This window comes from Micromonospora lutea (assembly GCF_016863535.1).
GTDB classification, from domain to species: Bacteria; Actinomycetota; Actinomycetes; order Mycobacteriales; family Micromonosporaceae; genus Micromonospora; species Micromonospora lutea.
In genome coordinates this window covers 29,554-54,042 of sequence record NZ_BOPB01000023.1, presented here as the reverse complement: position 1 = coordinate 54,042, position 24,489 = coordinate 29,554, and the positions used below count along the sequence as shown (strand labels likewise).

Below are 24,489 nucleotides of genomic sequence, written 5' to 3'. Positions count from 1 at the left end.
AGTGAGCGCACGGAAAAACCCACACCCCACAGCGAGCGCAGGGCAGCCCACACCCCAACAGGCCAGACCGGACACCAATGGCCACGCCGGCAACAGCCAGACCGGATATCGAGACCACAGCCGGACAGCGCCCACAAAGCGGGGCACAGCCGAGGTTCAGGCGGCCGGCCAGTCCTGGGAGGCCACAGGCGGCGAGACCGCCCCCGGAGGGGCGGCCTCGAGCCAGGAGAGGAACCCGGTGACGGTGGATCGTGCCATGGCGATCTCGACCGGGGCGTGTCGACTGGTACAGCGGAGGATGATCCAGTCGGCGGGCATGGACATTCGTTCCTGCCCCTCGGGCAGTCGCCGTCGTTCGACCGTCAGCCCTTCGCGGGACAGCACCCGTTTGGGTCGTACGGCGAAACTGAACATGCGGTACCAGCGGAGTTCGTCGCCGACGAAGCGACCGAAGCCGGGCGACCAGCCACGGCCGTCGAGCATGGTGGTGGTCCGGACACTGAGCCGGATGATGCCACCGCTTCGGGTGACCAGAGCCCGCCGGATGAAGAGGAACAGGATCGCGCCGAGGATCACGGCGACGCCGATTCCGACCCCTTCGACGATCTCCATCGGCGGGTCGGCTCAGTTACCCGAAGCTGCGGTGGCCGGAGTGGCGTTCTCCGCCAGTACGGTCACACCCCGGTCGCTGACCGAGAGGAAGCCACCCGCCACGTCGTAGGTGAGCTGCTCGCCCCCGGGAAGCTTGATGCGTACCTGGCCGGGCTCGGCGAGCTGGCCGAGCATGGGCGCGTGCCCCGGCAGCACACCCAGCTCACCCTCGGTCGTGCGGGCCATGACCATATCGGCCTTGCCCGACCAGACCTTTTCCTCGACGGCCACGAGCTGGACGTTTAGCTGCTCTGCCACGCTGTCTCCTTGCTGAGGCGGCGGATTGGGCAAATTCTAGTCGCGTCCCGGACCTGTTCTTCAGGCGGGTGCCGAGACCTGCACCACGGTCAGCCAGTGTTCACCAGCTTCGGATGTTCGAGGAGGAACGGGTCGAGCAGTTCCCGCTCCAGGGCGACGAAGAAGTCGTCCACCTCGGGCGCGAACCGTTCGCCGAGATACTTGCCGTTCTCCTTGATGCCACCACCCGGCAGCTTGATCATCTGAATGTTGCCGGGGCGGATGTCCTTGAGAGCGAGGCCGAAGTCGATCACGCTGTGCCCCCGACCACTGAAGATCAGCGACTCGCCTGCCGCGCGGAGCACCTTGTCCAGCTTGACCGGGTTGGTCACCACGTCGGCGCTGAGTGCCTGAGCGGCCATCGCCTTGACGAACTGCTGCTGGTGCCGCTGCCGGCCGTAGTCACCGTCGGGGACACCGTTCTCCGGGTACCGCTGACGGACGTAGTCCAGCGCCTGCCAGCCGCTCAGGTGCTGCTTACCCTTCGGGTAAACCGCCTGCGGGCCGATGTAGCCCTCCCCGTTGGGGTTGCCCTTGCGGTGCTTGCCGTTCGGTTCGCGGTGTTCGGAGCGGACCTCGCGCTCGATCTTCATCGTGACGCCGCCCATGGCGTCGACGATCTTCCTGAAGCCGTTGAAGTTGATGATCGCACCAGCGTCGAACCGCTTGATGCCGGTGACCTGCTGCACGGTGAGGGCGAGCAGTTCGAAGCCGCGGGCGGGGTCCGGCTTGCCCCCGGGCACCCGGCTGCCGAACGACATCGCGGCGTTGAGCTTGGTGGTGGCGCCGCCGAACTCCGCCTTGGGGAACGACGGGATCTCCACGTACAGGTCTCGCGGGAGGGAGAAGAGGTACGCGCGGTCCATCTCCTTCGGCACGTGGAGGACCATGATCGCGTCGGACAGTGGCAGGGTGTCCTCGTCGCGGGGGTCGATGCCGACGAGCAGGATGTTGAGCGGACCCTTGATGTCGCTCTTACGCGTGTTGGCACCGGCCGCCTGGTCGCCGAAGAGGTCGGCCTTGCCGATTGCCCCCTCGTAGCGGGCCATCAGTGCCTCCGCGCCCACCAGGCTGGTCCCGCTGAGCATCATCAGGACGACCCCGAAGATGGTGCACAGCTGCGCCCACCGGGGCACGCCCCGCCACACGGACGATCGCCCACCACGCTTGCCGCGCCTGCCGGCCTTACCCACGAGCATCTCCGTTCGTCGCGCCCACTGGGGAATACGGGCGCGCGGGTCCGAATGGTTTAACCGATCAACGGCCATCAGGACATGACCATGGCTGGGTGATGGCCAGAAACTTCACCGGACCGCGACTGCCACGATCCGGCGTCGGTGCCTGGACATCGCAACTGACGGTATCTCGCAGTCGCCGTGATCGCCGAGCGCGGAACGCCGGGCGGCGACGATGGTACGTCGTCAAGATGAACGGAAGGCCGCCCCGGTGTTACCGGGACGGCCTTCCGTTGACAGAGAAGGATCAGCTCTTCATCAGCTCGGCGGCCTTCTTCTCAAGGTCGTCGAGTCCGCCGCACATGAAGAATGCCTGCTCGGGGAAGTGGTCGTACTCGCCCTCGCTGATCTTGCGGAAGGCCTCGATGGTCTCCTTGATCGGAACCGTCGAGCCCGGCACGCCGGTGAACTGCTCCGCCGCGTAGGTGTTCTGCGACAGGAAGCGCTCGATCCGCCGGGCCCGCTGGACCGTGATCTTGTCTTCCTCGGAGAGCTCCTCGATACCGAGGATGGCGATGATGTCCTGCAGGTCCTTGTAACGCTGCAGGATCCGCTTCACCTCGCTGGCCACCTGGAAGTGCTCCTGGCCGACGAACTCGGGGGCCAGGATCCGCGACGAGGAGGCCAGCGGGTCCACCGCCGGGTAGATGCCCTTGTCGGAGATCGACCGCTCCAGGTTGGTGGTCGCGTCCAGGTGGGCGAAGGTGGTGGCCGGGGCCGGGTCGGTGTAGTCGTCCGCCGGCACGTAGATCGCCTGCATCGAGGTGATGGCCTGGCCCCGGACGGAGGTGATCCGCTCCTGCAGCTCGCCCATCTCGTCGGCCAGGGTCGGCTGGTAGCCCACCGCGCTGGGCATCCGGCCCAGCAGGGTGGAAACCTCGGAACCGGCCTGGGTGAAGCGGAAGATGTTGTCGATGAAGAGCAGCACCTCCTGCTTCTTCACGTCACGGAAGTACTCGGCCATGGTCAGCGCGGAGAGGGCGACCCGCAGCCGGGTGCCCGGCGGCTCGTCCATCTGGCCGTAGACCAGGGCGGTCTTGTCGATGACGCCGGAGTCGGTCATCTCGTGGATGAGGTCGTTGCCCTCGCGGGTGCGCTCACCCACGCCGGCGAAGACCGAGGTACCACCGAAGTTACGGGCAACCCGGGTGATCATCTCCTGGATGAGCACCGTCTTGCCCACACCGGCACCGCCGAACAGGCCGATCTTGCCGCCCTTCACGTACGGGGCGAGCAGGTCGATGACCTTGATGCCGGTCTCCAGCATCTCGGTCTTCGGCTCCAGGTCGGCGAAGGCCGGGGCCTTGCGGTGGATGCCCCAGTGGTCGTCGGCCTGAATGGTCTCACCCTCGGTGAGGTTGAGGCACTCACCGATGGCGTTGAAGACGTGGCCCTTGACCGCGTCACCGACCGGCACCCGGATCGGGAAGCCGGTGTCGCGCACGTCGGCACCGCGCACCAGGCCGTCGGTCGGCTGCATCGAGATCGCGCGGACCAGGTTGTCACCCAGGTGCTGGGCGACCTCCAGGGTCAGCGTCTTCTCGCCACCGGACAGGGTCACGTCCACATGCAGCGCATTGAACAGGTCCGGCATGGCGTCGCGCGGGAACTCGGCGTCGACGACCGGGCCGATGACCCGGACCACGCGACCCGTGGCCGTCTTGGTCTCAGCTGGTCCACCAGCAACTGCGGATACAGTCATCACACTTCACTTCCCGACGCGGCCAGCGCGTTCGCGCCGCCGACGATCTCACTGATCTCCTGGGTGATCCCGGCCTGGCGGGCCGAGTTCATCTCACGCGTGTACTTGTCGATCATCTCTTCGGCGTTGTCGGTGGCGCTCTTCATCGCCCGCCGACGGGCTGCCGACTCGCTCGCCGCCGACTCCAGCAACGCCGCGTAGATCCGCGTGTTGATGTACTTCGGCAGCAGCGCGTCGAGCAGCGCCTCCGGGTTGGGCTCGAACTCGTAGTCCGGCAGGACACCGGGCGCCGCCTCCGAGCGGGGCCGCTCCTCGACCTGCAACGGGCCGATGATGCGGGTGACCGGGTTCTGGGTCATCAGGGACTTGAACTCGGTGTAGACGATGTGCAGCTCGTCCACCCCGCGTACCCCGTCCGGTCCCGGACCGTCCGCCTCGTCGTCCGCGCCGGCGACGAACGCCTTGATCAGCGTCTCACCGACCTCGCGGGCGTCGGCGAATCCCGGCTGTTCCGAGAAGCCCGTCCAGCTGGCCTCGATCGGCCGGTTGCGGAAGCGGTAGAACGACACTCCCTTGCGCCCGATGACATAGAGCACCGGCTCCTTGCCGTCGGCCCGCAACCGGGCGATCAGCGATTCCGCCGTGCGGATCGCGTTGGAGCTGTAGCCACCGGCCAGGCCCCGGTCGGCAGTCACCAGCAGCACGCCCGCCCGCCGCACCCGCTCGCGCGGGGTCAGCATCGGGTGGTCGATCCGCGCGTTGGAGGCCAGCGCCGTGAGCACGCCGGTGATGGCCTGGGCGTACGGCAGGGACGCCTCGACCCGGGCCTGAGCCTTGGCGATCCGGCTCGTCGCCACGAGCTCCATCGCCTTGGTGATCTTCTTCATCCCCTTCGCCGAGCGAATGCGTTGACGAAGAACACGTACCTGCGCCGCCATGGCCCGACCCTAACGCTTCTCGGCCGGAGCACCGCCGCTGTAGCGGGTGACCGTCTCGTGCTCGGACTCGCCCTCCAGCGGCTCCGCCGGCGCCTCGTTGATCGAGCGCTCGTCCTCGCGGCCGAGGAAGCCCTGCTTGAACTCGGTGATGGCCGCGTCCAGGGTCGCGATGATCTCGTCGTCCCACTTGTTGTCGGCGATCGCCTGAAGGGTGGCGTTGTGCTTACGCCGCAGGTGCTCCAGGAACTGCGTCTCGAAGCGCCGCACCTCGCCGACCGGGACGTCGTCCAGCTTGCCCTCGGTGCCGGCCCAGACCGAGACGACCTCCTCCTGCACCGGGTACGGCGAGTAGTTCGGCTGCTTGAGCAGCTCCACCAGGCGGGCACCGCGGTCGAGCTGGGCGCGGGATGCCTTGTCCAGGTCGGAGGCGAAGGCGGCGAACGCCTCCAGCTCACGGAACTGGGCCAGGTTCAGCCGCAGCGAGCCAGCGACCTTGCGCATCGGCTTCACCTGCGCCGCGCCGCCGACCCGGGAGACCGAGGTACCGACGTTGATCGCCGGCCGGACGCCCTGGTTGAACAGGTCGGTCTCCAGGAAGATCTGGCCGTCGGTGATCGAGATGACGTTCGTCGGGATGAAGGCCGAGATGTCGTTGGCCTTCGTCTCGATGATCGGCAGGCCGGTCATCGAGCCGCCGCCCATCTCGTCGGAGAGCTTCGCGCAGCGCTCCAGCAGCCGGGAGTGCAGGTAGAAGACGTCACCCGGGTACGCCTCGCGGCCCGGCGGACGACGCAGCAGCAGCGACACGGCCCGGTACGCCTCGGCCTGCTTGCTCAGGTCGTCGAAGACGATCAGGACGTGCTTGCCGCCGTACATCCAGTGCTGCCCGATGGAGGAGCCGGTGTACGGGGCGAGGTACTTGAAGCCGGCCGGGTCCGACGCCGGGGAGGCGACGATGGTGGTGTACTCCATCGCGCCCGCCTCCTCCAGCTGCCCCTTGATGGAGGCGATGGTGGAGGCCTTCTGACCGATGGCGACGTAGATGCAGCGGACCTGCTTCTTCGGGTCGCCGGAGGCCCAGTTCTCCCGCTGGTTGAGGATGGCGTCCAGGGCGACCGTGGTCTTGCCGGTCTTTCGGTCACCGATGATCAGCTGCCGCTGGCCCCGACCGATCGGGGTCATCGCGTCGATGGCCTTGATGCCGGTCTGCAGCGGCTCGAAGACCGACTGCCGGGCCATCACGTTGGGGGCCTGCAGCTCCAGCTCCCGGTAGCCCTCGTCGGCGATCTCACCGAGGCCGTCGATCGGCTGGCCGAGCGCGTTGACCACGCGGCCCAGGAAGGCGTCACCCACCGGCACCGAGAGCACCCGGCCGGTGCGCTTGACGCGCTGCCCCTCTTCGAGCCCGGCGTAGTCGCCGAGGACGACGACACCGATCTCCCGGACGTCGAGGTTCAGCGCCACGCCGAGCGTGCCGTCCTCGAACTCCAGCAGCTCGTTGGTCATGGTCGAGGGCAGGCCCTCGACGTGGGCGATGCCGTCACCGGTGTCGGCGACGGTGCCGACCTCCTCGCGGGAGACGTCGGGCGAATAGGAGGAGACGTAGCGCTCCAGAGCGCCGCGGATCTCCTCCGTCGAGATGGTCAGCTCGGCCATCCTCTGCTTCCTTAAGTATCAGGGGCCCGGGATACCTAGTACCGACCGGTCCTCGGGTCGACTGTCTTTCCGGGCGCTTCGCTGGGTGCTGGTCAGCGCTTCGCGAGCGCGTTGCGGGTCTCGTTGAGGCGGCGCAGGATCGTCCCGTCGTAGAGGTCCGAACCCACCCGTACGCTCACTCCTCCGAGGATCGCCGGGTCAACCGTAAGCTTGACAGCAACCGGTCGATCGTATATGGCGGAAAGCCGATCGCCCAGTCGCTGCTCCTCCTCCTCGGTGAGCGGGGCGGCGACCGTCACGTACGCGACCTGCCGGTCCCGCCGCTCCGCCGCCAACTCCACCAGTCGGGACAGCGCGGCGGTGAACGAGCGCCCACCGAAGCCGGCCAGCGCCGCCTCCGTCAGCCGCACCGTCACCGGCCGGGCCTTGCCCGTCAGGAGCATCCCGACCAGCTCGGCCCGCTGCGCCACCGGCGCCATCGGGTCGGACAGGGCGTTGGACAGCTGCGGGTCCGCGGCGACCACCTGGCCGAAGCGGAACAGCTCGTCCTCCACCTCGCCCAGCTCGTCGGCGCGGTCCGCGCTGGCGAGCAGGGTCTGCACGCCAAGGCTCTCCGCCCCGTCGAGCAGCTCCGACGGCGCGGACCAGCGGCCGGCGACCAGCGTCCCGAGCAGGTCGAGCGTGTCCACACCGACCTTGCCGGAGAGCACCGAGTTCAGCAGTTCCGTGCGGTCCGAACCCTCGCGGGCCGGGTCGGAGAGCGCCCGGCGCAGCCGGACCTCACGCCGCAACAGGTCCGCCACGGCGAGCAGCTCCGCGCCGGTGGCGGCCGCCGCCGACGCCTCGACGCCCCGGACGTACTCCTCCAGCCGCGCGAGCGCGGCGGCGTAGGACTCCCGGCTGGCGGCCTGCATCAGCGGGCCCCCGCGCTCTCGAGATCGGTGAGGAACCGCTCGACGGTGCCCTTGCGGCGAGCCTCGTCAGCGAGCGACTCGCCCACGATCCGGCTGGCCAGGTCGACCGCGAGACCGCCGACCTCCGCGCGCAGCTCGCGCACGATGGTCTGCCGTTCCACGGCCAGCGAATCCCGACCGGCGGCGATGATCCGGTCGGACTCCTCCCGGGCCTTGGCCAGGATTTCGGTACGGATCGACTCGGCGTCGGCGCGGGCGTCGTCCCGGATCCGCGCCGCCTCGGTACGCACCTCGGCGAGCTGGGCCCGGTACTGCTCCAGCAGTTGGTTGGCCTCGGCCTGGGCAGCCTCGGCACGCTTGAGGCCGCCCTCGATCGCGTCGACCCGCGCCTGGTACATCGCCTCCATACGCGGCATCACGAACTTCAGCAGCACGAAGCAGAGCAGGGCGAAGGCGATCGTCCCGATGACGAGCTCCTGCCAGATCGGCACGAGCGGGTGGTGCTCTACACCTTCAGCGGCGACATACATGTCAGACCTCCGGGTCGACTAACGGACGGTCAGTTGACAGCGAAGGCGAGCACCAGGCCGAACAGGGCGAGCGCCTCGACCAGCGCGAAGCCCAGGACCAGCCAGGTGCGGTTGTAGCCGGCGGACTCCGGCTGGCGGGCGCTGGAGTTGATGTAGGCCGCGAAGACCAGGGCGACGCCGATACCGGGGCCGATGGCGGCGAGGCCGTAGCCGATGGTGTTGACGTTACCGTTGATGGCGGCGAGAACGTCCATTGCGGGTATTCCTCCTAGTAGACGCGTGAGGTTCACGCGTACGCGGTCGTGCCGGAAGCTTGGCCGGGCCGGGCGGCCCGCCGAAGTTTGTGGCGGATCAGTGCTCGTCGGCGAGCGAGCTGCCGATGTAGTTGGCGGTCAGGGTCACGAAGACGTACGCCTGCAGCAGCGCGACCAGCACCTCGAAGAAGGCCATCAGGATCGCCATGACGAAGGCGGCGACCGACGAGATCTGGATGAAGATGTTGTCCGAGGCGAGCATCACGAAGCCGCCGACGGTGAACACCAGCAGGATCAGGTGGCCGGCGAACATGTTGGCGAAGAGTCGGACCGCCAGGGTGACCGGTCGGACGACGAAGGTCTGCAGGAACTCGATCGGGATCAGCAGGAAGTGCATGGGCCACGGCACGCCCGGCAGGATCAAACTCTGCTTGAGGTAGCGGCCCAGGCCGTGCTTGCGAGCCCCGATGTAGAGGTACATCACGTAGGAGATCAGTGCGAGCACGATCGGGAAGGCGATGTGCGAGTTCGGCGAGATCTGCAATCCGGGGACGATGCCGAAGAGGTTGGTCACCACGATGAAACAGAACAGCACCGTGAAATAGGGCGCGAACCGGATGCCGTCTCGGCCCATCTGCTCGCGGGCGATGTTGTCCCGGACCAGACCGTAGACCGACTCCGCCATCCACTGGCCCTTGCTGGGCACGAGCTTCGGGTTGCGATAGGTGGCCATGAAGAAGACGATCAACAGCCCGACGGCCAGCCAGACCATGAGCGTGAACTTCGTGACCCACGGACCGGCGAGATCCGGCGGGTAGAAGTCTCCGACGCTCGGGGGCCAGGGAAGGCCCTCTGCGGCGACAAGCTGTCCGCTCACCGTGTCATCCTCCGCACTCGACAGACCCGCGCGTGCCGGCACTCAGGCACTGAGCCTCTTCATGATCAGGTAGATCGCTCCGGCTGCGCCGAGCATCATGCCGACGGCTATTCCGACGCCGGTCGGCAGGCCCAGGAACTCCCCCGCCAACCAGCCGAGGAATCCCCACACCACGATGCCGGCGAGCAGGTAGCCGAGGACGGCTCCGGCGACACCTTCCGACGAGTGTTCGTCGGGGCTTCTGCGGTGGGGGTTGTCGGCCATGACGTCGCGAACACTATCAGCCGGGTGTTTCGCGAGTGTGCGGCACCCCCCACACTGCGAGCAGCGTGCGGGCGGCGGGTGCGGCGCATCAAGCCGGGGTCAGCCTACTCCTGTCCGACCAGCCGGACAGGCCCACGAAACGCCCGGGAAACGGCAGCCGTACGGTCAGTGATCCGACGAACGGTCCACGCTGGGCAGCGGCGAGCGCAACGCCCAGGTCAGGTGGGCTCCGGTCCACACCACCACGGCCGCGATGATGGCCACGCCCAGGTCGGGCAGACCTGGCCAGCCGGTGGCCGCCACAGCAGCCATCACCACGCCCAGAATGACGATCTTCGTGACGTAGGTGACAAGCCCCACCGACATGATCAGTCGCGGGTGCACCGCGTCCGCCCAGGCCACCGAGAGACCCGAGATCAGGTAGCTGACGATCACCAGCGCGATGCCTGCGGCCACCCCGGCCGCGCCGGTCGGGCCACGCAGCACGGCGGCGGTCGGCACCGCGACCACGGCCAGCGCGGCGCAGGCGAGCAGCGGAAGACGCAGGTACGGCAGCCGGGCCCGGATGGCACCGGGCTCCCCCGCCCGAGGAACGCTCGCCGGGGGTACGCCGGGCTCGCCGGCGCGGGGCCCGCTCATCGGGGGTACGCCGGGAACTCGGCGGCCAGCTCGGCCACCTCGGTGGTGATCCGGGTCAGCTCGTCGGCCCCACCCGGTGCGGACGGGTCGGTCCGCACCGCCCGGGCGATCAGCTCGGCGATCTGACGCATCTGCGCCTCCGCCATGCCCTGGGTGGTGACGCTGGGGGTGCCCACCCGGATCCCGGAGGCGACCATCGGCTTCTGCGGGTCGTACGGGATCGCGTTCTTGTTCAACGTGATGGTCACCGCGTCGCACCGCGCCTCGGCCTCGGCGCCGGTGACCCCGTACTCCCGCAGGTCGATCAGGGCGAGGTGGGTGTCGGTGCCGCCGGAGACCGGGCGCATCCCCTCGGCCGCCAGCCCGTCGGCGAGCGCCCGCGCGTTGGCCACCACCTGCGCGGCGTAGCTGCGGAACGCCGGTTGCGCCGCCTCGTGCAGCGCGACGGCCTTGGCCGCCACGGCGTGCATCAACGGGCCGCCCTGGGTGAACGGGAAGACCGCCTTGTCGATCCGCTCGGCCAGCGACTCGCGGCAGAGGATCATGCCGCCGCGCGGGCCGCGCAGCACCTTGTGGGTGGTCGCGCAGACCACGTCGGCGTACGGTACCGGCGACGGGATCGCCTGCCCGGCGACCAGCCCGATGAAATGCGCGGCGTCCACCATCAGGTACGCGCCGACCTCGTCGGCGATCTCCCGGAACCGGGCGAAGTCGATGAGCCGTGGATAGGCCGTCGCCCCACATATGATCATCTTCGGCTGGTGGGCCAGCGCGAGATCCCGTACCTCGTCGTAGTCGATCAGCTCGGTGTCCCGCCGGACGGTGTAGCCGACGGGGTTGAACCACCGACCGGAGAAGTTCACCCGGCTGCCGTGGGTCAGGTGCCCGCCGTGCGGCAACTCCATCGCCAGCACGGTGTCACCCGGTTGCACCAGGGCGGCGTACGCGGCCAGGTTGGCGCTCGCGCCGGAGTGCGGCTGGAGGTTCGCGTGCTCGGCGCCGAAGAGGTCCTTCGCCCGGGTGATGCCGAGTTCCTCGGCCCGGTCCACCTGCGCGCAGCCACCGTAGTAGCGCCGACCCGGGTAACCCTCGGCGTACTTGTTGGTCAGCGTGGAGCCCAACGCGGCCAGCACCGCCGGCGAGGTGAGGTTCTCGCTGGCGATCAGTTGCAGGCCGCCGCGCAGCCGGTCGAGCTCGCCGAGCACCACCTCCGCGATCTCCGGGTCGGTCGTGCTGAGCTGCTCGAAGTCCGGCCCCCAGAAGGTGCCCTCGGCGGTCTCCACAGCGCCAGAGTCTATGAGACCGCAGACTGGAGGGGTGAGATGCCTGGTGACCGGCGCGACAGGATACGTGGGCGGGCGGTTGGCGCCGCGCCTGTTGGCGGAGGGACACACCGTGCGCTGTCTGGCGCGGCGGGCCGGCCGGCTGCGCGACGTGCCGTGGGCCTCCCGGGTCGAGGTGGTCGAGGGTGACCTGAGCCGGCCGGAGAGCCTGGCCGGCGTCTTCGACGGCGTCGACGTGGCCTACTACCTGGTGCACTCGCTCGGCCAGGCCGGTTTCGAGGCCGCCGACCGGCAGGCCGCGAGCACCTTCGCGGCAGCGGCCCGCGCCGCGGGCGTACGCCGGATCGTCTACCTGGGCGGGCCGGAGGCCCCCGACGAACGTTCGTCGGCGCACCTGCGCTCCCGCACCGAGGTGGGTCGGATCCTGCTGGACAGCGGAGTGCCGACGGTGGTGCTGCGGGCCGCCGTGATCATCGGTTCCGGGTCCGCGTCGTTCGAGATGTTGCGCTACCTGACCGAACGGCTGCCGGTCATGGTCACTCCGCGCTGGGTCGCCAACCGGATCCAGCCGATCGCGGTTCGCGACGTGCTGCGCTACCTGGTCGGCTGTGCGGGGTTGCCGCCGGAGGTCAACCGGGCCTTCGACATCGCCGGTCCGGACGTGCTCACCTTCGGCGACATGATGCAGCGCTACGCCCGGGTGGCCGGGCTCTCCCGCCGGCTCCTGCTGCCGGTACGGCCGCTGACGCCCACGCTGTCGTCGTACTGGGTCGGACTGGTCACCCCGGTGCCGAACGCGCTCGCCCGACCGCTGGTGGAGAGCCTGGTACACGAGTCGGTCGCGCACGAGCACGACATCGCGGCCTACCTGCCGGACCCGCCGGGCGGGCTCACCGGTTTCGACAAGTCCGTCGAACTGGCGCTGACCAAGGTGCGCGACGCCCAGGTGGAGACCCGTTGGTCGAACGCGGCCGGGGCGGACGCACCCGCCGAGCCGCTGCCCAGCGACCCGCGCTGGAGCGGCGGCACCGCGTACACGGACCTGCGGGAGCGGACGGTGGCGGCACCGCCGGAGGCGTTGTGGAAGGTGATCGAGGGAGTCGGCGGAGAGCACGGCTGGTACTCGTTCCCACTGGCCTGGTCGGTGCGCGGCTGGTTGGACCGGCTGGTCGGTGGGGTGGGGCTGCGGCGCGGCCGGCGTCACCCGCACCAGCTACGGGTCGGCGAGGCACTGGACTTCTGGCGGGTGGAGGAGATCGTCCCCGGTGAACTGCTGCGACTGCGCGCCGAGATGCGGTTGCCCGGCCGGGCCTGGCTGGAGATGCGGGTGCAACGGGACGACACCGGACAGGTCAGCTACCGACAGCGGGCGGTGTTCCTGCCTCGGGGGCTGGCCGGGCACGCGTACTGGGCCGCGGTGGCGCCGTTTCACGCCCTGGTCTTCGGCGGAATGGCCCGCAACATCGCCGAGGGCGCGGAGCGGATCACGGAGTCCGCGCCGGCCCGCTGACCGGGTTCGGGGGCACGGCCAGGTGCCGATGCGCTTCCCGGGTTCGGGTAGCGAGGTCAGTTGCCGGTGCGCTGACCGGTGACCCGCCAGGCGGTCGTGTCGCTGGGCGGCACGAAATCGCGTACCGGCTCGTCGCGCAGCGCGAAGGAGAGGATCTCGCCGACTCCCTCCACCATGGCGGTCTGCACCGTACGGCCGACGGCGTCACTCGGCTCGTCGGGGTTGGCCGCTATCGCCGCTACCGCCAGTTGCGGGGTGAGGGCCACCACCGTCTCCGTGGCGTACCGCTCGGAACTGCCCGTCTTGCCCGCCACCGGTCGGCCGAGCTGACCGCGCAACCCGGTCGCCGTGCCGCCGTCGCAGGCGTGGTACATGGACTGGTCGCCGACCGGGCAGCGGGCCGCGTCCGCCGCAGCCCGAGCCACGTCGACGTCGAGCACCTGTCGGCAGTCCGGTTGCCCGGCGGCCACCCGGCGACCGGCGGCGTCGGTTATCGAAACGACCGGCGTGGGCGCACACCAGGTGCCCTCCGCGCCCAGCGTCGCGTACGCCCCGGCCAGGTCGAGCGGGGTGGTGGCGGAGACGCCCAGGGTGAACGGTCCCCACTCACGCGCGCCGTGTCGGGCCAGCTGGACATCGTCGTCAGCGCGGAACACGATGCCCAGGCGTTCGGCCATCTCCACCACCCGGTCCGCACCGATCCGCTCGGTCAACCAGGCGAAGTACGTGTTGACCGAGTCGCCGAAGGCGGTCCACATGTCGTGTCGGCCACTCACCGAGGCGCTGGCGTTCTCCGGGCACCAGTACCCCCCGCAGTTCGCCTCGCCGCCGCTGACCCGGAAGTCGGTCACGATCCGGGAGGGCGCGTCGAAGACCGTGTTCAGGGGAAGCCCGGCCTCCAGGGCAGCCAGCATGGTGAACAGCTTGAACGTGGAACCGGCCTGGTAGCCGACGATGGAGCCGCCACCGGCGACGAGTTGGTTGACGGTGTGGGGATGGTTCGGCTGCCCCGCCGGGTTCGCCGCCACGCTGTAGATCCGGTTGACCGACATGGCGAGCACCCGCCCGGTGCCGGGCTGGACCACGGCGGTCGGCATGGCGTGTGGGTGCTCGGCCGGATAGATCCGTCGCACCTGTTCGGTGGTGGCCCGCTGCACCCCGGGGTCGAGTGCGGAGACGATGCTGAATCCGCCCCGGCGTAGGGTGCGTTGCCGCTCGTCGACGTTGCCGCCGAACGCCTGCTGACTGTTCCACCACCGGGTGAACCAGTCGCAGAAGAAGCCCCAGTCGTTGTGCCCCTCGGGCACCGCGGTGCAGTCGTTCGGAGTTTCGCTGGGCCGCAGGTTCAACGGTTGGGCGGTGGCCCGCGCCGCCTCGTCGGCCGGCACCACGCCCGACTCGACCATCCGGTCCAGCACGTAGCCGCGACGGGCGGTCGCGCTGTCGGCGTCGCCGTTGATCGGGTCGTCAGTGTGCGGGGAGCGGACCAGCCCGGCCAGCAGGGCCGCCTGGGCCAGCGTGAGCTTCGCCGGTGAGGTGGAGAAGTACCGTTTGCTGGCGGCGGCGATGCCGTACGCGCCGGCACCGAAGTACGCGATGTTGAGGTAGCGGGTGAGGATCTCGTCCTTGCTCAGCTCCCGCTCCAACGCCAGGGCGTACCGGATCTCCTGGATCTTGCGGGCGGTGCTCACCTCGGTAGCCGCGGCCCGCTGCGCCTCGCTGAGCCGGGGGTCCGTGCTCAGCACGTTGCGGACGTACTGCATGGTCAGCGTGGAGGCGCCCTGCCGGGTGGCACCGTCGCGCCGGTTGGCGGTGAACGCCCGCACGATGCCCCGCAGGTCCACCCCGCTGTGCTCGTGGAAGCGGGCGTCCTCGGCGGCGATGATGGCCTGACGCATCACGGGGGCCACCTCGCCCAGCGGCACGTCCACCCGGTCCTCCTGATAGAAGGAGGTGATCAGGGTGGTGCCGTCGTTGGCGTAGAGGTTGGACCGTTGGGCCGTCGGCGGCGTCCGCAGCGTGTTGGGCAACTCCGCGTACGGCGCGGAGAGCGCCGAGAATCCGATGCCGAACACCAGCGCGGCCGGTAGCGCCGCCACCGCCAGCACCAGGCCGGCCAGCGTACCGGCCAGCAGGACGGTGAACATCTTCGGCAGGAACGCCCGGGTCATCAGCTCTCCCCGCAGGAGCCGTCAGGACTCCCCCAGAATGGCGCTAATCACCCCTTCTGCCGCGCCTTTCATGAAACCCGGATGAAATTCGCCGATCAGGGGAGCAGCAGCGCGGCAAGCGGCTGCACCGTCTCCTCGATCTCGTCGGCCACCCGGCTGAAGCACTGGTCGCCGCGCCCCCACGGGTCGTCCAGGTCGTCGGTGGACAGCGCGGCGGCACCCTGGCGGGCGTCGTGCGCCGCCTCCACCAGCGCCACGCCACGAGCGTGGAGCGCGTCGGCGGTGGCCTCGGGCGTCGGCAGCACCGCCGGATCGAGAGCCGCCAGCAGCCGACCGAACTCGCCGAGTACGAAGGTGCGGGCAGTGGCGTCGGGCCGCAACGCGGTCACGTACTCCTGCTGGTCCGCGGTGGCGGTCAGCACCAGATCAGCGCCGTCGATGTGGTCGGAGCGCAACTTGCGCGCGGCGAACCCGGCGACGTTGCCACCCCGACTGGTGATCTGACGGGCGGCCGGCGGGTTCATCTCCTCACCGGCGTGCCAACCACCGGTGCCGGCGCTGTGGCTGTGCAGCAGTTCGTCGACCCGGGCCGGGTCGACCTCGCGCCGGGCCAGCCGATCGGCCACGGCGAGGGTGAGCAGCCGCTCGGCCATCGGCGAGCGGCAGATGTTTCCCATGCAGACGTGCAGGACGGTGAAGGGAGGCACCTACACCACCTGGCTCTCACGCAGTTCCGGCACCACGTCGCGGAGCCGGGCCAGGTCGATCGCGCCCTCCCGGACGAGCAGCGGCTCGTCACCGGTGAGGTCCACGATCGTGCTCGGCACCGGATCCACCGCCGGTCCCGCCTCCAGGTAGGCCCGCACCGAGTAGGCCAGCTGATCGCGCGCCTGGTCGGCGGTGAGCGCGGCCGGTTGACCGATCCTGTTGGCCGAAGCCACCGCCATCGGCCCGGTCTCGCGCAGCACCTCCAGCGCCACCGGGTGCAGCGGCATCCGCACCGCCACCGTGCCGCTGTCGTCGCCGAGATCCCACCGCAGGCTCGCCGAGTGCCGCACCAGGATGGTCAGCGCACCCGGCCAGAAAGCCTCCACCAAGTCCCGCGCCGCAGCCGGCAGCGTGTAGGCCAGGCCGTCGAGGGTGTGCCGGGAACCGATCAGCACCGGCGGCGGCGAGTGCGGGACACCCTTGGCGTCCAGCAACGCCTTGACCGCGTACGGGGTAAACGCGTCGGCACCTATCCCGTAGACCGTGTCGGTCGGCAGGACGACCAGCTCGCCGTTGCGGACCGCCTCGATGGCCGCAGCGATGCCGCGGTCCCGGTCGGCGAGCGATCGGCAGTCGTAGAGCATCACGAGGAGCCAGTCTGCCACGTCACCGGCGGATCGGGTGGCGGGCGGTCCGCGAGGCGGGACGCCGTGACGAAGCGGGGCCGCTCGGCAAGGTCACGATGGTCGACGATCGCGGCGTACCGACCGTCGGCGGCGAGCAGATCAGGCAGCACCGTGCCGTGGCTGTCGTCGTGCTCGATGCCGAGGGCACCGCCGGGACGCAGCAGGAACCCCGCACGGTCGATCACCCGACGGATGACGTCCAGCCCGTCGGCCCCACCGAACACGGCCTCCGCCGGGTCGTGGTCGGCCACCTCCGGTGGCACGGCCACCGCGAGCGGGACGTACGGCGGGTTGCACAGCAGCACGTCCACCTGGCCGACCAGTTCGTCCAGCAGGGCCGGATCGGTGACATCCGCCGCCACCACCTCGACCGGCCGGTCACCGGCGGCAACCCTGGCCGCCGCGTTGCGCCGCAGCCAGGCCAGGGCTTCGGGTGAGCGTTCCACCGCCACCACCCGGGCGTCCGGCACCTCGTACGCCACCGACAGGGCGATCGCTCCGGACCCACTGCACAGGTCCACCACCAGCGGCTCCGGTCGCCCTCCAGCCCGCCCGGCGCCGGCTCGTACGACCTGTCGAGCCTGGTCGACGCCCCAGCCGGCGAGGAGTTCGGTTTCCGGGCGCGGCACGAAGACGCCGGGCCCGACGGCCAACTCCAGGTGCCGAAAGCCGGCCGTGCCGGTGAGATGCTGCAACGGTTCCCGCCGCGACCGGCGGGCCACGAGTGCGCGGTAACTGTCTCGTTGCCCGTCGGTGAACCCGTCCGCCAGCGCCAACCGCCCCCGGGGGACCTGGAGCACGTACGCGGCCAGCAGCTCAGCCTCCGCACGGGCCGAGGTCACGCCGACTGCGGCAAGCGTACGAGCCGCCTCGGCGATCACGGGACCCGGACGGTGACGTCTCGTCCCTTCGGACGGGTGTTGCGGTGCGGTGGCCACGCAATAATCATGAGGCGTCGCCGTGCACGTGCAAAAGCGGGTGCAGCGGCACACCGACAGGAGGTCGCGGGTGGGCTGGCTCGACCGGGTCGAGGACCAGGTTGACGCCCTGACGAAAGCGCGGGCGTTGCAGGAGGTGAGCCGTTCCACCGAGGCGTACGGGCTCCTGGACCGGGTGCTGTGTGCCACCCGTGATCCGAACGCCCGCGCCGACGCACTCGTGCAGCGGCTCTCAGCCCTGATCAATCTCGGGCGCACCGCCGAGTACACCCGCGCCATCGAGGAGGCCTCCGCGGCGGTACGCGACCTTGCCGAGCCCTACCTGCACGGGCACCTCAACGCGCTGGCCGCGCTGGCCGCCCATCATCAGGGCGCATTGGACCGCTGTGTGACGCACCTGGTCAAGGCCGCGCGAGCGCTCGGCGCGGTGGAGGACCCGGACCGGGACACCGCCTGGGGCTGGCACGACCTGGCGATGGCCTACTCGTACCTCAGCTTCCACGGGTACGCGTTGGGCGCGATCGAACGCGCCCGACAACTCGGCAACGCCGCCGGCATACCGGAGGAGACCTTCGCCGCGCCGGGCATCCGGCTGCGCAACGCGGTCGCCCTGGACCACACCGGTGACAGCGACGGCTGTCTGCGCGTACTGCGGGATGTCGGCGGCGACCTCGACCGGTTCGTCACCGCCGGGCGGGCGGACCGGCTGCGCCCCAGCAGCCTGGCCGCCTACGGTTACGCCGCCGCCCGCCGGTGTGCGCTCGGCGACGACGTCACCCCTGCTCCGGGTCAGGATCCCGCCCGGCTGCTCGGCTACGGCGCGGACAGCGCCCGCGCCCGCGACATGCGCCAGCTCGGCCAGGTGTGCCTCGCCATCGCCAGCGGGCGGCCGATCGAGGCGGTCACCCGGCTGGACAGTGTCCAGGTGTCCGCCGAGACGCTCGGTGCGGCCGAATCGGCTCGGCTACGCAGCATGGCGCTGGGATGCGCCGGTGACCACGCCGCCGCGCACCGGGCCGATCGGCTGGCCTTCCGGCTCGCCGCGCAGCGCCACGACCGGCTCCGCGACGTCTACATCGACGGCATCGCCGCGCGGATCGACCATGAGGAGATGCGCCGTGAGGCGGCGCGGTTCGAGGGTGAGGCGCTGACCGACCCGCTGACCGGGCTGCCCAACCGACGCCGGCTGGAGCGCTACATCGCGGCCGTTGTCGCGCGGGGCGAACGGGTGGTGATCGGCGTCTGCGACCTGGACGGGTTCAAGGCGGTCAACACGCGGCACGGGCACCACTCGGGGGATCTGGTCCTGCAACGCGTCGCCGGAGTGATCAACAGGGTGATGCGTCGGGGCGACTTCGTCGCCCGCTACGGCGGCGACGAGTTCGTGGTGGTGCTGCCGGCAGCCGGCATGTCCGAAGCGGCCGAGGTGGCTCGGCGCATCGACGCCGCCGTGCGCACCGAGGACTGGGAGTCGCTGGTACCCGGCACCCCGGTCGGCGTCAGCATCGGCTTCGCCGAGGTGGGTATCGGCAACCCCGGCAAGCGGGACGCGCTCAGCGCCGCTTTCGAGACCGCTGACCGCGAGATGCTGCGGGCCAAGGCGCGACCACGTATCGCCTGACCGACGAGGGCTGTCTCAGCGGCGGGTCAGCTCCACGTCCCCCGCCAGGCGCGCGGCCCGGTCCGCCTCGGTGAGCGCGTCGAGCACGCCGTCCAACTCCCCGGCGAGCACCAGATCGAGGTTGTACGCGGTGAAGCCGATCCGGTGGTCGGTGATCCGGTTCTGCGGGAAGTTGTACGTGCGGATCCGCTCCGAGCGGTCCACCGTACGCACCTGGGCCTTGCGGGCGTCCGACGCGGCGGCGTCGGCCTGTTCCTGCGCGGCGGCGAGCAGTCGGGCGCGCAGGATCCGCAGGGCCTGCTCACGGTTCTGCAGCTGGGACTTCTCGTTCTGACAGGAGACCACGATGCCGGTGGGCAGGTGGGTGATCCGCACCGCCGAGTCCGTGGTGTTCACCGACTGGCCGCCCGGACCGGACGAGCGGAAAACGTCGACGCGCAGCTCGTTCGGGTCGATGGTGACGTCGACCTCCTCGGCCTCCGGCAGCACCAGGACCCCGGCCGCGCTGGTGTGGATGCGTCCCTGCGACTCGGTGACCGGGACCCGCTGCACCCGGTGCACGCCGCCCTCCCACTTCAACCGGGACCAGACGCCGTTGCCGCCCTCGGGCACGCCCTTGGTCTTGATCGCCAGCGAGGCGTCCTTGACCCCGCCGAGGTCGGAGTCCTGAGCGTCGATCACCTCGGTGAGCCAGCCGCGCCGCTCCGCGTACCGGGTGTACATGCGCAGCAGGTCACCGGCGAACAGCGCGGACTCCTCACCCCCCTCGCCCGCCTTGATCTCGACGATGACGTCCTTGGCGTCGTGCGGGTCACGCGGGATGAGCAGCTCGGCGAGACGTTCCTCCAGCGCCGGGAGCGTCGCCGCGATCGTCTCGGCCTCGACGGCGAAGGAGGCGTCCTCGTCGGCCAGCTCCCGCGCGGCAGCGAGATCGGCCCGCGCCTGTTCCAGTTCCCCGGCGGCCTTGTGCAGCGGCACCAGTTCGGCGTAGCGCCGGCCGACCCGTCGGGCGGTGCCCTGGTCGGCGTGGATCGCGGGGTCGGCCAGCCGCTTCTCCAACTCGGCGTACTCGTCGAGGAGGGCGGCCAGGCGCTCGCTGCTCATGCTCGGAATCGCTCCTTGGACGGCGGGGGAAACCGGGACCCAGACGGACGACGCCCGCGCCCGGCGGAAAACCGGACGCGGGCGTCAGACGAGAAGCTACTTGGCCTTCTTGCCCTGGGCCTTGGCGTACTTCTGCTGGAACTTCGCGACCCGGCCGGCGGTGTCCAGCACGCGCTGCTTGCCCGTGTAGAACGGGTGGCAGGCGCTGCACGTCTCGACGTGGATCGAGCCGCCCTTGGCGGTGCTGCGGGTGGTGAAGGTGTTACCGCAGGAGCAGGTGACCTCGGTGGTCACGTACTCCGGGTGGATGTTGGGCTTCATGTCGCCTCGGTCCTCTCGTCTGTGGTCGCCGGGTCGCCCCTGTGCCTGCTGCTGTGGGCGTGAACCGGAACCAGTGGCCGATTGACCAGTCTGCCATGGGCACCGGCCGCCCCTGGAGGCGGGCCGCGCCTCGCGGCGGCACCGGTCGAGCAGGTCAACACCGCGCCGTTCGACCGCATTCCCGCCACACCCGCGAGCATTCCTGCCCGCCCGAGCCGGGTGACGGTGAGGGGCGTGGCCGATCATCGGCCACGCCCCTCACCTCACCGTCTGCTGCTCGGGGGTTTCACTCCCCCGGCGTCGACTTGGCGATCTGCATCAGGAACTCGATGTTGGTGCGGGACTGCTTCAGCCGGTCCAGCAGGAGGTCGAGCGACGCCTGCGAGTCCAGCGAGTGCAGCACCTTGCGGAGCTTGTGCACGATGGCCAGCTCCTCCGGCGCGAGCAGGATCTCCTCCTTGCGGGTGCCGGACGCGCTGACGTCCACGGCCGGGAAGGTCCGCTTGTCGGCGATCTTCCGGTCCAGCTTCAGCTCCGCGTTACCGGTGCCCTTGAACTCCTCGAAGATCACCGTGTCCGCCATCGAACCGGTCTCCACCAGCGCGGTGGCGAGGATGGTCAGCGAGCCGCCGTTCTCGATGTTGCGGGCTGCGCCGAGGAAGCGCTTCGGCGGGTACAGCGCGGTGGAGTCGATACCGCCCGACATGATCCGGCCGCTGGCCGGCGCCGCCAGGTTGTACGACCGACCGAGCCGGGTCACCGAGTCGAGCAGTACGACCACGTCGTGGCCCAGTTCGACCAGGCGCTTGGCCCGCTCGATCGCCAACTCGGCGACGGTGGTGTGGTCCTGCGGCGGGCGGTCGAACGTGGCCGCGATGACCTCGCCCTTGACCGACCGTTGCATGTCGGTGACCTCTTCGGGCCGCTCGTCCACCAGCACCACCATCAGGTGGCACTCCGGGTTGTTGTGCGTGATGGCGTTCGCGATCGCCTGCAGCACCATGGTCTTACCGGCCTTCGGCGGCGAGACGATGAGCGCTCGTTGCCCCTTGCCGATCGGCATGACCAGGTCGATCACCCGGGTGGTGAGGATGTGCGGCTCGGTCTCCAGCCGCAGCCGCTCCTGCGGGTACAGCGGGGTGAGCTTGTAGAACTCCGGCCGACGCTTGGCCTCGTCCGGCTCCATCCCGTTGATGGTGTCCAGCCGGACCAGCGGGTTGTACTTGTCGCGCCGCTGCTCGCCGTCACGCGACGCCCGCACCGCGCCGGTGATCGCGTCACCGCGTCGCAGTCCGTACTTCTTGATCTGGGACATCGACACGTAGACGTCGTTGGCGCCGGCCAGGTAGCCGGTGGTCCGGACGAAGGCGTAATTGTCCAGCACGTCCACGATGCCGGCCACCGGCACGAGCACGTCGTCCTCGCCGACCTGTGGCTCACGGCCGCCGTCGCCACCGGACTCGTTGCGGTCACCGCGGCCCCGTCGACGATCCCGGAAGCGGCTGCGCCGGCTGCGCCGACCGTTGCCGTCGCCGTCGTCGTCACCGTCGTTGTCCCGCTCGGCACGCTGTCCCCGGTCACCCCGGTCGCTCCGGTCACTCCGCTCGCCACGGTCGGCGGCACGGTCACCGCGCTCGGCACGCTCACCGCGCTCGGTCCGCTCCGCGGCACGCTCCCCGCGCTCGGCACGGTCACCGCGCTCGGTCCGCTCGCCGCCACGGTCACCGCGCTCGGTCCGCTCCGCGGCACGCTCACCGCGCTCGGTCCGCTCCGCGCCACGCTCACCGCGCTCAGCACGCTCAGCCCGTTCACCGCGTTCGGCGGTCCGGTCGGCACGCTCAGCCCGTTCACCGCGCTCGGTGCCCCGGTCAGCACGCTCAGCCCGCTCGGTGCCACGGTCACGGCCGGACCGGCCCTCGGACCGCTCGCCCTCGGCGGTGACTTCCTCGGCACGCGGTTCCGCCACGGCGGTCCGGCTACGCCGGGTGCGGCCACGGCCCTCGCTCTCGACGGTCGCCGCCGGCTGCTCGGTGCCACGGCGCTCGGCCTCCGGCCGCTCACCCGCGTCCCGTACCTCCGCGTGGACCTCCTCGCGGACCGGTGCGGCGGCCGCCGCGACCTCGGCCCGTGGTCGAGGGGTCCCGGCGGCGCCGCCCTGCCGCTCGGCGATCGCGCTGATCAGCTCGCCTTTCCGCATGCGAGCCGTCCCCGAGATGCCGAGCGACGCGGCCAGGCTCTGCAGCTCCGGCAGCAGCATCGCCGACAGACCCGTGCCGCTGCGTCGACGGCGGGCGGGGGCAGCGGTGGTGGCATCGCCAGCGACGTTGGAAACATCCGACGTCACGTCGGTGGTGTCGCTCAATGGATTCCTTCCCTCGATAGGCCGGGACTGCCCGGAATCGACTACAGGTGGCCGGGCGGCCTCGGTACACCCGCCTCGCATGACGCTTCGCGGGAGTCTGTAACACAGCAGCCGGTCGGTCGCCCGACCACCTGGTGGAGCGGTGAACGGGTTTTCGCCGTCTGCGGCGACCAGTGAAGACTGCGGTGCGGCGTGGGCCTAGGCAGGGGTGACGGGCTACCGCCGAAAGCTTCGGGGGTGCGCCGACCCGCAGGGAGATCGCATGCTGCGCGGCTGTGCTAAGTCTAGAGCGTAATCAACTCTTGCGACCTGCGGCAACAGGGTCCCGCTCCGCGTGTTTGAGTCTACCCCGCTCGACCTGCGCCCCGCATACATCCACCGGCAACCGCAGCAGCCGCCAATCTGTTCCCGCGTCGAAGTCTACGGGCAGGTCAGAAAGGGCAAGCACGGTGGGTCCGGCCCCACTGACCACGGCCGCCACACCAGCTTCACGCAACCCGTTGACCAGGGCACTCGTACCCGACATCGACGCCGCGCGATAGTTCTGGTGCAACCGGTCGGCGGTCGCCGGCAGCAGCAGACCCGGCTGTGCGGTCAACGCGTGCACCAGCAGTGCGGCGCGGCCGGCGTTGAATGCGGCGTCGCCGTGCGGCACGGTGGCCGGAAGCGCCGCGCGCGCCGAGGCGGTCAATCCGCGTTCGGCGGGCACCAGCACGGTGGGGCGTACGCCGTCGGCCACCTGCAGCGACACCGCCCGGGCGCCGGTCGGCTCCGTCCAGGCCAGGGTGAAGCCGCCGAGCAGGCAGGGCGCGACATTGTCCGGATGGCCCTCGATCTCGGCGGCCAACCGCAGCACCGCGTCGTCGTCGAGGCGACTGTCGCCCTCCGTCACCAGGGCCCGGGCTAACAGCACCCCGGCGACGATCGCCGCCGACGAGGAGCCGAGCCCACGCGCCTGCGGGATGCGGTTGGCGCACTCCACCGCCAGCCCCGGCGGTTGCCCGCCGAGCGCGTCGAAGGTCGCCCGCATGGCGCGTACCACCAGGTGCCCGTCGTCGACCGGCAGGTCGGCGGCTCCCTCGCCGGTCACCGTCACCGTCACACCCTCAGCCGTCACCTCGGCGGCGACGTCGTCGTGAAGTGCGAGGGCCAGCCCCAACGCGTCGAAACCCGGCCCCAGGTTCGCGCTGGTGGCGGGGACCCGGACCCGGACCGGTTCGGCGACGAATGTGATCGGCACGCGCCCATGTTAGGCCCGGCACCGGCGTGACCGAACACCGCCCGGCTGCTGGGAACCACCCAGCCTCCGCTGCGCCGCAACGACCGGTCGGGTGAAGTTTCCGGGAGGGCCGGTCGAATCGGGTTCGCACAACAGCCGGTGGGCGGGTGCGCGGGCGGCCGGTAGGCTGCCGCGAACTGACGGCTGTGGGAGGCGTTCGTGGAGAACTACGGATACGCGCTGATCTTGGTTCTCACCGAGCTGCCGACCTTTGCGGTCCTGGTGGTCGCCGCGGTGCTGACCCACAACGCCCGCGACCGGGTGCCGGAACGGGTCCGCCACCTGCTGCTGGCCGGCCTCGGCGCGCTGCTGCTCTCCGCACTGCTCACCACGGGATGGTCGGCTGGAGCGCGGGTCAGCTTCTCCGGCTTCGGCCCGCTGTTCTTCCTCGGCGGCCTGCTGCGCGTCCTGCTCGTGCCGGTCGGGGTGGGCCTGCTGGTCGCTGCCGCGCTCGCCGGCCGCCGCCCCGGCGAGCCCCGCCCGGCTGGCCCGGCGCTGACCACCCCGCCGCCGCACGCGCCCCAACCGCCCACCGAGCCCCGGTAGGCC

The 24,489-nt window shown here is 70.4% G+C and carries 24 protein-coding genes; 3 read left to right on the top strand and 21 right to left on the bottom strand.

What is annotated here, in order from left to right; all coding sequences use genetic code 11:
• Positions 1-156: 156 nt before the first annotated feature.
• The 13 genes from Vlu01_RS19740 to glyA all read right to left on the bottom strand — a co-directional run bounded on the left by Vlu01_RS19740 (position 157) and on the right by glyA (position 11,240).
• Positions 157-612 carry a DUF2550 domain-containing protein gene (locus Vlu01_RS19740; protein ID WP_204001715.1) on the bottom strand — a complete coding sequence of 152 codons (456 nt, stop codon included), beginning with the start codon at positions 610-612 and terminating at the stop codon, positions 157-159.
• Between the two features lie 12 nt (positions 613-624).
• Positions 625-909 carry a F0F1 ATP synthase subunit epsilon gene (locus Vlu01_RS19735; RefSeq protein ID WP_204001714.1) on the bottom strand — a complete coding sequence of 95 codons (285 nt, stop codon included), beginning with the start codon at positions 907-909 and terminating at the stop codon, positions 625-627.
• Positions 910-998: 89 nt separating this feature from the next.
• On the bottom strand, positions 999-2,147 hold the full coding sequence (locus Vlu01_RS19730; protein WP_204001713.1) for an LCP family protein: 1,149 nt from the start codon (positions 2,145-2,147) through the stop codon (positions 999-1,001).
• Positions 2,148-2,430: 283 nt separating this feature from the next.
• The gene (gene atpD, locus Vlu01_RS19725) at positions 2,431-3,885 is read right to left on the bottom strand and encodes a F0F1 ATP synthase subunit beta (protein ID WP_204001712.1); all 1,455 of its coding nucleotides are present in this window, start codon (positions 3,883-3,885) and stop codon (positions 2,431-2,433) included.
• Entirely contained in the window at positions 3,885-4,823 is a 939-nt protein-coding gene (locus Vlu01_RS19720; RefSeq protein ID WP_204001711.1) for a F0F1 ATP synthase subunit gamma, read from the bottom strand. Before Vlu01_RS19720 ends, atpD begins: the two co-directional genes overlap by 1 nt.
• Before the next feature lie 9 nt (positions 4,824-4,832).
• Positions 4,833-6,479, bottom strand: a complete 1,647-nt coding sequence (gene atpA, locus Vlu01_RS19715) for a F0F1 ATP synthase subunit alpha (RefSeq protein WP_204001710.1) — start codon at positions 6,477-6,479, stop codon at positions 4,833-4,835.
• A gap of 92 nt (positions 6,480-6,571) precedes the next feature.
• Positions 6,572-7,393 (bottom strand): F0F1 ATP synthase subunit delta, encoded by an 822-nt coding sequence (locus Vlu01_RS19710; RefSeq protein ID WP_204001709.1) that lies wholly within the window; start codon positions 7,391-7,393, stop codon positions 6,572-6,574.
• Positions 7,393-7,923 (bottom strand): F0F1 ATP synthase subunit B, encoded by a 531-nt coding sequence (locus tag Vlu01_RS19705; RefSeq protein WP_204001708.1) that lies wholly within the window; start codon positions 7,921-7,923, stop codon positions 7,393-7,395. The genes Vlu01_RS19710 and Vlu01_RS19705 overlap by 1 nt, the downstream gene beginning before the upstream one ends.
• Positions 7,924-7,952: 29 nt before the next feature.
• A complete protein-coding gene (gene atpE / locus Vlu01_RS19700; RefSeq protein ID WP_204001706.1) occupies positions 7,953-8,177 on the bottom strand; it encodes an ATP synthase F0 subunit C in 225 nt (74 codons plus the stop codon).
• Positions 8,178-8,274: 97 nt separating this feature from the next.
• On the bottom strand, positions 8,275-9,096 hold the full coding sequence (gene atpB, locus Vlu01_RS19695) for a F0F1 ATP synthase subunit A (RefSeq protein WP_204001704.1): 822 nt from the start codon (positions 9,094-9,096) through the stop codon (positions 8,275-8,277).
• Positions 9,097-9,318, bottom strand: coding sequence for a hypothetical protein (locus Vlu01_RS19690; RefSeq protein ID WP_093405421.1), 222 nt, complete (start codon positions 9,316-9,318; stop codon positions 9,097-9,099). It lies immediately after the preceding gene.
• Between the two features lie 165 nt (positions 9,319-9,483).
• The gene (locus Vlu01_RS19685; protein WP_204001701.1) at positions 9,484-9,957 is read right to left on the bottom strand and encodes a Cg1360 family ATP-synthase-associated protein; all 474 of its coding nucleotides are present in this window, start codon (positions 9,955-9,957) and stop codon (positions 9,484-9,486) included.
• Positions 9,954-11,240, bottom strand: a complete 1,287-nt coding sequence (gene glyA, locus Vlu01_RS19680) for a serine hydroxymethyltransferase (protein ID WP_204001699.1) — start codon at positions 11,238-11,240, stop codon at positions 9,954-9,956. Before glyA ends, Vlu01_RS19685 begins: the two co-directional genes overlap by 4 nt.
• A 34-nt stretch (positions 11,241-11,274) precedes the next feature.
• Between glyA and Vlu01_RS19675 the strand changes: the two genes are divergently transcribed.
• Positions 11,275-12,750, top strand: a complete 1,476-nt coding sequence (locus Vlu01_RS19675; RefSeq protein ID WP_204001695.1) for an SDR family oxidoreductase — start codon at positions 11,275-11,277, stop codon at positions 12,748-12,750.
• A 56-nt stretch (positions 12,751-12,806) separates the two neighbouring features.
• Here the strand turns inward: Vlu01_RS19675 and Vlu01_RS19670 are convergent, their stop codons facing one another.
• The 4 genes from Vlu01_RS19670 to prmC all read right to left on the bottom strand — a co-directional run bounded on the left by Vlu01_RS19670 (position 12,807) and on the right by prmC (position 17,253).
• Positions 12,807-14,921, bottom strand: a complete 2,115-nt coding sequence (locus tag Vlu01_RS19670; protein ID WP_204001692.1) for a transglycosylase domain-containing protein — start codon at positions 14,919-14,921, stop codon at positions 12,807-12,809.
• 95 nt (positions 14,922-15,016) lie between these two features.
• The gene (locus Vlu01_RS19665) at positions 15,017-15,628 is read right to left on the bottom strand and encodes an arsenate reductase/protein-tyrosine-phosphatase family protein (protein WP_204001680.1); all 612 of its coding nucleotides are present in this window, start codon (positions 15,626-15,628) and stop codon (positions 15,017-15,019) included.
• A complete protein-coding gene (locus tag Vlu01_RS19660; protein WP_204001720.1) occupies positions 15,629-16,273 on the bottom strand; it encodes an L-threonylcarbamoyladenylate synthase in 645 nt (214 codons plus the stop codon). It lies immediately after the preceding gene.
• Positions 16,273-17,253: a peptide chain release factor N(5)-glutamine methyltransferase gene (gene prmC / locus Vlu01_RS19655; protein WP_204001677.1), complete on the bottom strand. Its 981-nt coding sequence runs from the start codon at positions 17,251-17,253 to the stop codon at positions 16,273-16,275. Before prmC ends, Vlu01_RS19660 begins: the two co-directional genes overlap by 1 nt.
• Positions 17,254-17,323: 70 nt before the next feature.
• Here prmC and Vlu01_RS19650 point away from each other — a divergent pair, with 70 nt between their 5' ends.
• The gene (locus Vlu01_RS19650; protein ID WP_204001674.1) at positions 17,324-18,874 is read left to right on the top strand and encodes a GGDEF domain-containing protein; all 1,551 of its coding nucleotides are present in this window, start codon (positions 17,324-17,326) and stop codon (positions 18,872-18,874) included.
• Positions 18,875-18,889: 15 nt separating this feature from the next.
• Here Vlu01_RS19650 and prfA read toward each other — a convergent pair whose 3' ends face one another.
• The 4 genes from prfA to thrB all read right to left on the bottom strand — a co-directional run bounded on the left by prfA (position 18,890) and on the right by thrB (position 23,901).
• A complete protein-coding gene (gene prfA, locus Vlu01_RS19645; RefSeq protein WP_204001671.1) occupies positions 18,890-19,978 on the bottom strand; it encodes a peptide chain release factor 1 in 1,089 nt (362 codons plus the stop codon).
• A 96-nt stretch (positions 19,979-20,074) separates the two neighbouring features.
• Positions 20,075-20,299 (bottom strand): 50S ribosomal protein L31, encoded by a 225-nt coding sequence (rpmE, locus tag Vlu01_RS19640; protein ID WP_155214744.1) that lies wholly within the window; start codon positions 20,297-20,299, stop codon positions 20,075-20,077.
• 286 nt (positions 20,300-20,585) lie between these two features.
• Positions 20,586-22,661, bottom strand: a complete 2,076-nt coding sequence (gene rho, locus Vlu01_RS19635; RefSeq protein WP_204001668.1) for a transcription termination factor Rho — start codon at positions 22,659-22,661, stop codon at positions 20,586-20,588.
• A 295-nt stretch (positions 22,662-22,956) separates the two neighbouring features.
• On the bottom strand, positions 22,957-23,901 hold the full coding sequence (gene thrB / locus Vlu01_RS19630) for a homoserine kinase (RefSeq protein ID WP_204001664.1): 945 nt from the start codon (positions 23,899-23,901) through the stop codon (positions 22,957-22,959).
• A gap of 198 nt (positions 23,902-24,099) precedes the next feature.
• Between thrB and Vlu01_RS19625 the strand changes: the two genes are divergently transcribed.
• Complete coding sequence (locus Vlu01_RS19625) at positions 24,100-24,486, top strand: hypothetical protein (protein ID WP_204001662.1); 387 nt, start codon at positions 24,100-24,102, stop codon at positions 24,484-24,486.
• Positions 24,487-24,489 lie beyond the last annotated feature (3 nt).